An 11,518-nucleotide genomic window follows, 5' to 3' on the forward strand; every position below is an offset into this window, starting at 1 on the left:
CCAACAGCCCCGAGCCCGAAGCCAACCCAGGAGATAGAGTTATTGAACGTCAGGTTTGAGTCCTGGAAGCCAGATACCGGACTCTTGTATTTGAAGTAATCGTGGATCACGAACGGTACAGTCTTGCCGAACCGAAAGGCGAGCCGATCTTTGACAATGTGCTGGTCCCAGTAGAGTTCGATCAGGGACATATCGAACTCATTAAAGAGGGTTCCCGTGAGCCACAATGAGCCGATGTCTGGGCCCAGGCTTTGCGGAGGGATCGCACTCATGCGGTGGCGGCCCTGTAATCTGAAGCCCAAGCTTCCCGGATGTTGGGTGCTGCGTCCAAAGAGCTCCCAAGTGCCAGCAATACCTAAAATGCCGCCCGACGCTTCGTCCGGACCGGACTTGCCTTCGGCATCAACCAGACCGGCATCAGCCCTCTGGTAGAGCGTGGTATAGAAAATGCCAAAGCCGAGCCCGTGGTCATCGAAGAGCTGATCCTTAAACTCGGTCCAGGGGAGCATCATCCGATCGAGGCCCGGCGTGCGTAGCAGCGTATCCTTGCGCTTCGCCTCCTTCTCCAACCGGTTTGTGATGTCATCGGGGTTCCGTGTAATGTCCGTTGGATCCACGAACCAGGGCTCAGCATACGAACCATCTTGCTCCACCAGCTCACCGAGCTGTTGGGCGAGCGCTGGGGTCGCCAACTTGATTGTCATGACTAAGGCCAGGAACAGCCGCACGATGGCCCCCACATCAGCGTCAATCGACTTCGCCTTCCTCGCACTTGGAGCCGACCTTCATGGCAATGACGCCGCCCAGGATGACAAGCGCCATGCCACCGACTTCCATCAACGACGGCACCTGGTGCCAGACCGCCCAGTCGATCAGAGCGGTAAAGACGATAACCGAATAGATGATCGGCGCCAGCGTCACCGCCGAGGCGTATCTGTACGCGACGATGAGGAGGACCTGGGAGGCGAGCAGACAAAGCCCGATGCCGGCGAGATAGATCCAGGTCCAAGGCTCTGGCGTCTGCCAAAAAAAGAGCGCAAAGGGTAGAATGAGTGCTGTCGACAGCAGGAAATAGTAAAAAAGGATTCGGAGATTGGGCTCGGTCTCGCACAGCCAGCGTACCGACAGCAACGCCAGGGCGAGTAGAAAGGCCGCGCCGAGCGCTAAGGGTGCGCCCCAGGTGAGCGCCGCGTTGGACGGATGCAGCACCATGACGATTCCCATAAAACCCAATATGACGCCAGCCCAGACCGCCCTCCCGACCTTGCGGCCGTGCAGCATCCAGGCGATCAGCGGGATCCAGATCGGCGCCGAATAGGTGATCAGCACCGCGTTGGTCAGCGGCATCAGCGTGATGGCGAAGAAGAGCCCGAGCCAGGCGCCGGTGCCGGTCACCGCGCGCAACACATGGATACCAATCCTCGCCGTCTTGATCTCTCCCCAGCCATAGCTGATTACGACCGGTGCGACGAAGATCAGACAGACAAGATTCTGAAAGAAGACGACAACCTCGACTGACGTACCTTGCGAGGCTTCTTTAACGAGCGCACTCATCACGGCGAGACTGGCGAAAGCCAGAATCGCCGCTGTAGCACCAAGGACGATATTGTCTTTGTACGTCTTTGTGTCGAATGTCGCCATAGCGGTCAACCGTGCTGTGTGGCTTTTAGTCCTCGACAATTAGCTTTGTCCTTTCCGAAAATTCCATCCAGGCCGGATTCGCATCGTAAGACAGAATCATTTCATGATTGACAGCGAGGTTTGCAGTCCTGCATGCGCTCGGAAGCTTCGCCGCTGACCTGCTCAAATCATGGTGCCGGCATTGTCAGACTAAACTGGCTTGAGGCACCTGACGAGGTTTCTTAGCCTCCGGCTATGCGCAATCCCTTCCGCTATTTGAACAGTTCGCCCGAGGCGGCGCGCACGGGGCGGACCGGCGACGGCAAGGTGTTCGTGATGCCGCTCGAAGGCGCGATGCGCGTGCGGACCGGGGAGATGGGCGCTGACACGCTGTGTGTACCGAAAATCTCATCCGGACTTCTTCGCATCTGACTTGGTCGCTTATTCTCAGGCCGTTTTTGACTTCAACAGCCGAAAGTAATGATCGGCATGTTGGAGATAATACTCGGACTCGACAGCATCCCCGGAGGCCGCCGCGGCACGGGCCAACGCTAGATAGCGATCGAAGCTGGTCTTGGGATGGGCGGAGCTGTTGGGGCGTGTGCGTTTGACCACTGAGCTGTGCGACTTCGGGTGGCCAGGAGATCGTGATGTTCCAAGCCCCGACCGGACAGGTCCTGTTTTGAGCTGGCGTGATTTCTGTGATGCCATTTTCTCTGGCTTCGCTCTAATGGTGTTGTGCAACGATTGAGATTTGTTCGGGCGACAATCGCGACGCTCGCGGACGAAGCAGCTGGATCAGCCACGGCGCCATGTCGAGGAGGTCCTGCATTTGCGGCAAATGCGCTCGCCTGCCCATTCGCTCGGAATCTGCGTTCCGCACATCAGGCATTTTCTGATCTTGGTTTCGTACTTGGGCTGGGTGTCGAGCCCCGCATCCTCGTCGCGAGACTCTGTTTGAGTCGGTTTAAAATCAAGCATTGTGATATGGCCCGCCCTTCGTTGGCGGCACGGGTTAGCTGGTTGCTGCAAGCCAATATGTGGCGATGGGTCCCGTGCTTCTGGCCGGGGTCGACGGCCCGCTCATCCTGCGACGGTAGACCAACCACTTGGCATGGACACCACACCGCGTGATCGAAGCTGAATTTCTAGAGATTGTCTTGGGACAGACCGCCATCGTTCAGCGCCATAGCCACGCGCGCAGTTGCGGGAGCTAACGACAATTAGACGGGGATCTGGACAGGTTATTTCAACCTGAGCGGTGAAACCGGGAGAGATAAGTCGGTCTCAGACTACTAGCAAGGCCACCTAATCGCGGGCCTTTTGGCTCTTGGTGAGAGCCTATCAAACACCCCCGAATAGGCCCAGAAATCGGCCACGAATTGGCTTCGTTCTGCGGAAGCGGAACCCGAGAGATATGAGTCGCAAAATTGAGTAGGGGTCTCCTAGCTCTTTCTCTCGACAGGCTATTTTCATGACCCCAAGCGGACATAGCGGAACATGTCCAGCACTCCGTTAGAGAGCTTGAGCCTCATGGTCTGGGTAGGATGAAACTGCTTAAGCGGTGCGTTCAAAGCATGCTATTTTGTTAATAAATGGCAGTTTGGAAGAGCGGATCCATGTCTTGCTTGGGGCAATTTTTTCGTGGAGCTGTATTTGCTTTAATGCTCGTTACCGGTCTCCCCCTATTAGCGGGGAGTGCCAAAGCGGATTGTCGTGTTCCAGACCCAGAATTTCTGGCGGATACCCTACGTTCGAACCTTGGCCCGCGTTCAGCCGGGCCCCTGACTTCACGCGCAGCCCTGGAAGAGTCCGGCATCTCCGTTGCGGGTGTTTATTACGCAGAGGCGTTCTCCAATACAGCCGGGGGCCTTAAGCAGGGCTCCTATTATGATGGCCTTCTGCACCTCGCCATGTATGTCGACATGCACAGACTCGGCTTTTGGAGAGGGCTTTGCTTTCATACCAACGGGCTTCAGATTCACGGTCAAAGTATCACGGCTGACGCCGTTGGCAGCCTGATGCCAGTGAGCGATCTGGAAGCCACGCCCGCAACGCGCCAATTCGAGCTTTGGTTACAACAGCGCCTGTTTGACGACCGGCTTGCCATCAAGCTGGGGCAACTCGCAGCAGACGCGACCTATGTTCTGGGTGGCGGTGTGTTTCTGAATGGAACATGGGGTTGGCCCTCGATCATGGCTCTCAATCTGCCCAGTGGTGGACCCGCTTATCCTCTCGCCACGCCGGGGGCACACCTTGTGGTAACCCCGAATGATCAACTCACGCTTCAGGTGGGCGTTTACAACGGCGATCCTGCTGGGCCCAACTGCAAGGGCAATCCGCAGCTCTGCAATAGCAATGGGTTGGACTTCCGGCTCGACGACCCGCCGCTCTTGATGATTGAGGGCGACTATCAACACAGTAAGGATGGGCTCGCTGGCACGATCAAGATCGGTGTCTTTAACCACTTCGGCAAATTCGAGCTTCAGGATGTCGCCTCCACCGGAACATCCCGCCGCGTGGATGACAACTTTGGCCTGTACGGTATCATTGAGCAGTTTATTTGGCGCGCGCCGGGGAGTGAGCAACCAAAGGGCGTAAAGCTCTTTGGACGCGTCGTGGGTATGCCTTCAGACCGGAACGTTATCGACTTCTACGCAGACGGCGGCGTTTCCCTCTTGGGCATGATCCCGAACCGTCCAGAGGACACTCTCGCTATCGGCTTCGCCTACACGGGCATTTCCGATGAGCTCGATACCGCGGACTTGGACGCGGTGATGCTAGGAACAGACGACTACGAGGCTCTGTTTGAAATCTGCTACACGATCCAACTCGCCCCAAGTTGGACGCTTCAACCGGACTTACAGTACATCTGGCAACCCGGAGCTGGTTTGCCAAATGCGTCGGGCAAGATGCCTCTGGGAAACGCCACCGTAGTAGGCGCGCGAACAACGATCAAATTTTGACGGCCGCTGTATGCCTTTTTCCTCAGCCGAGTGGGTGTGTGCACCCAAAACCTCGTCGGCTCTGCTAGCCTCCCTGCTATGAGCTGGGTTCTCCCTGCTCGCCAAGTTAGGGAGAGGGACGTCCAACGCGTTGAGATGCTGAGACCTTCTGTGGGGATGAGTCGCTGCGGTGAGGATATCGAGCCTCGTGGTCCCGACATTACAAAGCTCAACGGCCGCCAATGACTCAGCGCTCGCAGGTTGCCTACCGCAATGTCCTGCGACATTGTTTGCGACTTCAGTCGTAAGAAGAAGCAGTCGGGTACAAATCACAAGACAAGTGGGAGGACATAATGGACGTGACAGCACCAGCTGGCCGAGTCTCAACGTGGTTGGCAAAATTTTCGAGCGCTCTGGAAGAGCAAGATACCGACGCTCTGAAAGCACTCTTCGGCGATGACTGCTATTGGCGTGACCTTGTTGCCTTCACCTGGAACATCAAGACCATGGAGGGTCGCGAAGCGATTGGCCAGATGGCCATTGCGACCTTGGCGAAAACCAACCCGACCAACTGGCAGATCGCAGGTGAGGCGACGGAGGCGGACGGCGTCACAGAAGCTTGGCTCAACTTCGAGACCGACGCCGTCATCGGAAAGGGCCATGTCCGCCTAAAGGATGACGGCTGTTGGACGCTCCTCACGACGGCACAGCAGATTAAAGGACATGAGGAACACAAAGGCCCGACCCGTGACGCTGGGGTCTCCCATGGTGCTTTCCGAGACCGCGAGACATATAGCGAACGCCGAGCACGCGAGGCTGCCGAACTTGGCTATAAAGAGCAACCCTATGTAGTGATCATCGGCGGTGGCCAAGGCGGTATCGCGCTCGGCGCACGTCTCCGGCTCCTCGATGTACCGACCATCATAATCGAAAAGAATGAACGCCCAGGCGACAGTTGGCGCAACAGATACAAGTCGCTCTGCCTGCATGACCCGGTCTGGTACGATCATCTCCCGTATCTACCCTTCCCGGATCATTGGCCGGTGTTCAGCCCAAAGGATAAAATTGGCGACTGGCTCGAGAGCTACACCAAGATCATGGAGCTCAACTACTGGACCAAATCGATCGCGGAATCAGCAAGTTATGACGAGGTGGCGGGCGAGTGGACGGTGACTGTCGAACGGGACGGTGAGCAGGTTGTTCTGAAGCCGAAGCATCTGGTGCTGGCGACCGGCATGTCCGGCGTTCCGAACGTTCCCGACCTGCCGGGCAAGGACGTATTCAAGGGTGAGTGGCATCATTCGTCACAACATCCAGGACCGGATGAGTACGTTGGCAAAAAGGCCGTCGTGGTCGGGTCGAACAACTCGTCGCACGATATTTGTGCCGCCCTCTGGGAGGCAGGGATCGATGTAACCATGATTCAGCGGAGTTCGACGCATGTCGTCAAGTCGGACACGCTGATGGAACTGGCGCTCGGCGCCCTTTATTCGGAGGAGGCCGTAGCGAAGGGTATCACAACCGATATGGCAGACCTCATCTTTGCGTCAATACCTTACAAGGTGCTACCGGAGATGCAGAAGCCACAATGCGACGAAACCCGCGAGCGCGATTGTGACTTCTATGCGCGACTTGAGAAGGCGGGTTTCCAACTTGATTTTGGTGCAGACGATACCGGTCTATTCATGAAGTACCTGCGCCGCGGGTCGGGCTACTACATCGATGTCGGTGCATCGGAGCTGGTGGCCAATGGCGATATCAAGCTCAAGCACGGTCAGGCTGAGCGTTTCAGCGAGACCGGAATCGTCGTGGATGGTGAGGAGATTCCGGCTGACGTGGTCGTCTTTGCCACCGGTTACGGTTCTATGAATGGCTGGGCAGCTAAGCTGATCAGTCAGGACGTGGCTAACAAGGTCGGTAAGTGCTGGGGGCTCGGGTCGGACACCTCCAAGGATCCGGGTCCTTGGGAGGGCGAGCTCCGCAACATGTGGAAGCCCACCCAGCAAGAGGCGCTTTGGTTCCACGGTGGCAACCTGCACCAGTCGCGCCATTACTCCCAGTTTTTGTCGCTCCAGTTAAAGGCACGGCAGGTCGGCCTCCCAACACCGGTCTACGGCTTGGCCGAGGTGCTGTGTGTACCGAAAACCCCATCCGCATTTGATTAGCTGAAGGAATCGCCTAACGTCAGTGCATAATGCTTGCACTGCTCTGCTTCGTCCTGGCCGTCTTGGCCTCGCCATTCAAGTCGAAGAGCCGGCTTGAAGCAGAGAGCGCGGCACTTCGGCATCAGTTGATCGTTTTGCGGCGTAAGATGCAGGGCCGGATCCAGCTCACGAACAACGATCGCTGGTTCTTGGTCCAGCTGTATCGATTGTTTCCGTCGACCCTGCAGGTTCTAACGATCATCCGTCCCGAGACGCTGGTGCGTTGGCATCGGGCCGGCTTTCGCTGCTACTGGCGATGGAAGTCGCGCTCAAGGGGAGGGCGGCCGCAGATCGAATCTGACCTCCGTGCGTTGATCCGGCGGATGAGCATTGAGAACCCGCTCTGGGGAGCGCCACGCATCCACGGAGAACTGCTCAAGCTCGGGTTTGAGGTCGCACAGTCGAGCGTCGCCAAGTACATGGTGAAGCGACGGAGGCCGCCAAGCCAGGGATGGCGCACCTTTCTGCGTAATCACGCGCCGGACATTGCCGCCATGGATCTGTTCGTTGTCCCGACCATTGGCTTCAACCTGCTCTATGCCTTCGTCATCGTTCGGCTAGACCGCAGAGATCTCGTTTGGATCAACGTCACGACAAATCCGACGGCCGAATGGATTGCGCGTCAAATAACGGAGGCATTTCCTTGGAACGATGCCCCACAACACCTCGTTCGCGATCGTGATCGGATTTACGGTGCCATCGTTATGCGCCGATTGCGCAACATGGGCATCCGGGACAAACCTATTGCACCAGCCTCGCCTTGGCAGAACGGCTTTGCCGAACGGCTGATCGGATCGATCCGGCGCGAGTGCGTGGATCATTTCGTCGTCTTGGGTGAGGCGCATCTGCGCCGAATCCTGCGAGTCTATGCCCGCTATTACAACAACATCCGAACGCACCGGTCATTGGAGAAAGATACGCCGGCCTCTCGCCTCGTTCACCGCACCGGAGACATTCGTTCACACGCGATCCTTGGCGGACTTCATCACCACTACGTCCGGGTTTAGGTTTTTGGTACACACAGGTGGAATCCTCGCGTGGCTGTACAATTTTCTCGCGGAGCGTATCGGGGCTGAAGTGCGGACGTCCGCCACCTAAGCCAAAACCCCATTTGACGGTGAGTCCGCGGCGGGTGTCTTAGCGCCTGCTAGGTGAAAATGAGCCGACGCCACAGGGCAATTGGCAATCTATTCCTGCATCGAGAAGCGCATTACGCTGCGCTCTCTATCTTTGCAGGTGGATTGCCGTTACGATTGATGTCGGTATGCGGGAAAAATTCTGCCCAAACATGCCAGAAAAGTCCGGCCTTAAGCGCCTCGGCACGCGGAAGCTTGCGGTGTTCGCTCTCACCCCAAAAGTCAATCCGAGCTACAGGCGCCCCGGTATCGTTCCACCACACGCCAAGGCTTTCATACTGTTGATGCCACGCGACCACTACACCTAGGCCGCCAACAACCGCGTTGACCGGCCCGTCGTGCTCAATGACGAAATCGTCCGTCCAGCAAACGGCATCGTCACCGACATTGATACCCCAGACATAGGTTTTGTTTGGTAATCGAGAGTCCTGCCGGGTCATGTTGTCCACAACAGGCCGCGATTCTTGATGCTGTCTTGCCATCATAAAGGCGAAGATGGCTTCCGTTGCCAAGTCGATTATGCGCAAGACTGGATTCGAGGATGGCCTGTTTAGAAAAATTCGGCCGTTTGGATAAGCCTTCCTGAACCCACGAAAAGTCATTCGAAAGGTTGGCCATGGCTCCATAGCAGGTTCCGAGCCGTCCCTTCGCTCCACGCGACCGTAAATTTGTTGAATTGGATCGCCTGTTCGGTTGTCGCGAAGGATTAAGTTGTTGCCGTGTTGTGCGAGTGTCTCGAGCGCACAAGCTTGACCTTCCACTATAGGCTTATATCCAATGCCAAGGTTTGACATGTTGCAGTAAGTCATGACCACGTCTTCACCGGCAAGGCCTTCTTCGTCTCCCGCCAAATGTGGCCGCATGATCTGTGTGTCCGGATACGCGCGTGCAACGCCGTCATTCTCAATAGCGACCACACTCGAATGTGGGCTTACAAATTCTTCGGCCTCGTCGATGCTGTAGTAGCGGGCACTACGCTGCTGATTGCGCATCCCAACGTGGATCCAAACCCATGGAAAGCCGAGAAGTACTATGGTGATGATAGCGGCGGGCCAGAACACCCATGGCGAGCTAGCGCCGAACACGAGATGCATAACAATCATCAGAATCAATCCGGCGATGCCTAGGCCCAGCAGGCGGTACTCATTGCGGATGAAGCGGACCATGTTTTCTCGCCTAACCTTGAGGACCATCTGCGTGATGTCGCCAAGGTCGCGGAAATATAGAAACCCGATCACTGCTGAGGCGATAAAACCTAGCCAAAAGAGCCCTTCAGTCAGCATGTGCGTTCGTCGGCTCGAGTTCTCATAATGTTGCTACGGAGAGCGGAAATATACCGCAGCCACGGAGGCGCATGAAGTCTACAGCTTTTCAGCAATGCTGCGGCCAATTGTGACTTCCGCTAATGGCACTTAGCGGACTTTTTAGGCGGGCTCACCTCACGTCCGCTATCGGGGGTAAAGCAGACATTGCGGGAGGGGCCCTCCCTGGCCGCAACACCGCAACGTTGGCGGGTGACTAGCGTGGGATATGGGAACCCCCCTAACGGCTACCTCTGGGTCCCATAGCCCCTTGGGGGAAGCACAACGGCGCGGCCCGAAAACCAGTCGCACGTCTAATTGCCGCTTATCCTCTCATGTCGCAAGGGAGAGTTGGCGGCGGCGGTGTTATCTCGAAAGTGCCTCCTCCACACACACGCGACAGGAGCGAGTCTCTGCGGTATCCTAATACGGCCCGTTTAAGATTCAGGTTATTGGTGAACCTAAGTGGCGTCTGTAATTGTCTGGGACATTGAGACCGTTCCTGATCTCGGGGGTTTTGCCCGAGCGAATGGGCTCGACGGTAAGACCGACGACGAAATACGCGGAGCGGTCGGCAACAAGTTTCCGAAGCACATCTACCACTCAATCGTCTGCATCGGGGCCCTCGTCGCAAGTGACAAGGGAAGCCACTGGAATGTAGAAGCACTCGGCGCGCCACACGTCGGTGACAGAACCGAGAAGGAGTTGATATCGGCGTTTGTCAGCAGGATTGATGAGTTGAAACCGCAACTTGTGACGTTCAACGGAAGCGGCTTCGATCTCCCCGTTCTCCGCTATCGTGCGATGGTCAACGAGGTGTCTGCTTCCGGACTGTCAGCGCGACCGTACTTCAACAGATACACCGAAGATGCGCTCGATCTCTGCGACGTGCTTGCGTCGTTTAATCCTCAGTGCCGAGCAACGCTGCATGAGATTTGCAGAGTGATGGGTTTGCCGGGGAAACCCGATGGCATTGCCGGAAGTGAGGTCGAGAGCTATTTCCGTGATGGCAAAATTCAAGAGATTGCCGCTTATTGCGAGAGCGACGTGGTCAACACTTACGAAGTCTGGCTGCGCCATGAGCTATTTCGCGGGAGACTCAGCCAGTCAAAATATGAGCAATGCGAACTTCATCTAAATGAGTTCCTCGAACTCCGTAAAGCGAACCCGCAGCGGCCCCAATGAGATAGACCTGCCAAGGCCCCAGCTTGTGGCCCAAACCTCAGAGTGGATGGCCGGACTATGACGCCCCTCTCTAACTGCAACACCGCAACACTCTGGCAACTAGCGTGGGAGATGGGACCCCCCTATCTCGTACTGCTGGGTCCCATAGGGGGCCCGGGGAAGCACACCGCCGCAAGCGCTCACTTGAGGTCGATTGGCGCGGAGTCAGGCAAGAAGCGATGATAGGAATTGATGTATAGCGCGATCTTAAGCTCGCCCGACGAGATGCGCTGGACAATCCAGTCCTCGCCGACGATGCACTTGATCAGGCCGCCATCAGGCGATCCGACAGGGCGGCCCTCCCAATAGACGGCGCCTACCGCGTGGGCGCGCTCAGGGTCGTCGCATAGCGGCGTGATGTTGAACGGCTCAAGCACGATGTGCCGCTCGTCAGTCAGCTTCTGGTGAATTTCATAGTTGGTCTGAAGTGAGAGGTCCTCGCCGTGAGGGATAAAGATACGCGGCTCGGGATGCAGGAAGAACGCCGCTTGATCTTCCGCCGTCCCCTTCTTGAACATGACCGTGTCGTGAAACTCATTCATCAATGAAATCACGTCGCCTTTCGATATTGCCAAGACGCACCCTCCTCAATCATTCAAACTTCTCACAACAATCGTCCGCCTGCTGACCTTTGAACCTAAGATGCAAGAAAACCATAGGGTCCCCTACCATGATCATGGGCCCCCACCGCCCCCCTGGGGGAAGCACAACGGCGCAACAGGTGCGGTCACAAAAAAGGCCCGAGGCAGAGCCCCGGACCTTCGATCCCTAAACGCGAAGTACTTAGGAGACGTTCTTAGCGAGCCAGAGGCTTGAACGCACTCTGCACCAGGCTGGTATACATCTCACCGAGCTTCGTCATCTCGGCAACGTGGGCCTCGTAAGCCGTTTTGACGTACTGAGACTGGACTTCGATTGCTTGCTCGACCGACTTTGCACCGACGAGTTGCTCAAGCGTGCGAGCGCCGTCCTCAAACGCCTTCTTCGAATAATTCGTGTACTCGGAGACAATCGCCTGGAAGCCCTTGTTTGCGTCGCCGTAAGAGCGGGCTACGGCTTCAAAGCTATCCTTGCCGGCCTTCTGAAAC

General features: G+C 56.7%; 10 protein-coding genes and 1 pseudogene. 5 read left to right on the top strand and 6 right to left on the bottom strand.

The annotated features are described in order from the left end of the window. Both AC221Y_RS13550 and AC221Y_RS13555 read right to left on the bottom strand, forming a co-directional pair. A pseudogene (locus tag AC221Y_RS13550) lies at window positions 1-728 on the bottom strand (hypothetical protein); the annotation flags it as partial. A 19-nt stretch (window positions 729-747) separates the two neighbouring features. After that, window positions 748-1,641, bottom strand: coding sequence for a DMT family transporter (locus AC221Y_RS13555; protein WP_486707516.1), 894 nt, complete (start codon window positions 1,639-1,641; stop codon window positions 748-750). 234 nt (window positions 1,642-1,875) lie between these two features. On the opposite strand from AC221Y_RS13555, the gene AC221Y_RS13560 reads away from it, so the two are divergent. Beyond that, window positions 1,876-2,052 (top strand): P-II family nitrogen regulator, encoded by a 177-nt coding sequence (locus tag AC221Y_RS13560; protein ID WP_486707517.1) that lies wholly within the window; start codon window positions 1,876-1,878, stop codon window positions 2,050-2,052. A gap of 15 nt (window positions 2,053-2,067) precedes the next feature. On the opposite strand, the gene AC221Y_RS13565 is transcribed toward AC221Y_RS13560, so the two are convergent. Beyond that, window positions 2,068-2,331 (bottom strand): DUF4167 domain-containing protein, encoded by a 264-nt coding sequence (locus AC221Y_RS13565; protein ID WP_486707518.1) that lies wholly within the window; start codon window positions 2,329-2,331, stop codon window positions 2,068-2,070. A gap of 953 nt (window positions 2,332-3,284) precedes the next feature. Here AC221Y_RS13565 and AC221Y_RS13570 point away from each other — a divergent pair. The 3 genes from AC221Y_RS13570 (at window position 3,285) to AC221Y_RS13580 (ending at window position 7,776) form a co-directional block, all read left to right on the top strand. After that, window positions 3,285-4,586 (top strand): carbohydrate porin, encoded by a 1,302-nt coding sequence (locus AC221Y_RS13570; protein WP_486707519.1) that lies wholly within the window; start codon window positions 3,285-3,287, stop codon window positions 4,584-4,586. Window positions 4,587-4,918: 332 nt separating this feature from the next. Next, complete coding sequence (locus AC221Y_RS13575; RefSeq protein ID WP_486707520.1) at window positions 4,919-6,730, top strand: NAD(P)-binding domain-containing protein; 1,812 nt, start codon at window positions 4,919-4,921, stop codon at window positions 6,728-6,730. A gap of 29 nt (window positions 6,731-6,759) precedes the next feature. Then, entirely contained in the window at window positions 6,760-7,776 is a 1,017-nt protein-coding gene (locus tag AC221Y_RS13580; protein ID WP_486707521.1) for an integrase core domain-containing protein, read from the top strand. A 203-nt stretch (window positions 7,777-7,979) separates the two neighbouring features. Here the strand turns inward: AC221Y_RS13580 and AC221Y_RS13585 are convergent, their stop codons facing one another. Next, entirely contained in the window at window positions 7,980-9,188 is a 1,209-nt protein-coding gene (locus AC221Y_RS13585) for a DUF3179 domain-containing (seleno)protein (protein ID WP_486707522.1), read from the bottom strand. Between the two features lie 483 nt (window positions 9,189-9,671). Between AC221Y_RS13585 and AC221Y_RS13590 the strand changes: the two genes are divergently transcribed. After that, a complete protein-coding gene (locus AC221Y_RS13590) occupies window positions 9,672-10,391 on the top strand; it encodes a 3'-5' exonuclease (RefSeq protein WP_486707523.1) in 720 nt (239 codons plus the stop codon). 179 nt (window positions 10,392-10,570) lie between these two features. Here the strand turns inward: AC221Y_RS13590 and AC221Y_RS13595 are convergent, their stop codons facing one another. Both AC221Y_RS13595 and AC221Y_RS13600 read right to left on the bottom strand, forming a co-directional pair. After that, window positions 10,571-11,005 (bottom strand): hypothetical protein, encoded by a 435-nt coding sequence (locus AC221Y_RS13595; RefSeq protein WP_486707524.1) that lies wholly within the window; start codon window positions 11,003-11,005, stop codon window positions 10,571-10,573. Between the two features lie 221 nt (window positions 11,006-11,226). After that, window positions 11,227-11,518, bottom strand: a 292-nt coding sequence (locus AC221Y_RS13600) for a phasin family protein (RefSeq protein ID WP_486707525.1), incomplete at its 5' end; no start/stop codon positions are given.

The sequence above is a fragment of the Boseongicola sp. genome, assembly GCF_057460485.1.

Coding starts and splice junctions, on each gene's coding strand:
- AC221Y_RS13555 (WP_486707516.1), bottom strand. CDS start 1,641: ATGGCGACATTCGACACAAAGACGTACAAAGACAATATCGTCCTTGGT.
- AC221Y_RS13560 (WP_486707517.1), top strand. CDS start 1,876: ATGCGCAATCCCTTCCGCTATTTGAACAGTTCGCCCGAGGCGGCGCGC.
- AC221Y_RS13565 (WP_486707518.1), bottom strand. CDS start 2,331: ATGGCATCACAGAAATCACGCCAGCTCAAAACAGGACCTGTCCGGTCG.
- AC221Y_RS13570 (WP_486707519.1), top strand. CDS start 3,285: ATGCTCGTTACCGGTCTCCCCCTATTAGCGGGGAGTGCCAAAGCGGAT.
- AC221Y_RS13575 (WP_486707520.1), top strand. CDS start 4,919: ATGGACGTGACAGCACCAGCTGGCCGAGTCTCAACGTGGTTGGCAAAA.
- AC221Y_RS13580 (WP_486707521.1), top strand. CDS start 6,760: ATGCTTGCACTGCTCTGCTTCGTCCTGGCCGTCTTGGCCTCGCCATTC.
- AC221Y_RS13585 (WP_486707522.1), bottom strand. CDS start 9,188: ATGCTGACTGAAGGGCTCTTTTGGCTAGGTTTTATCGCCTCAGCAGTG.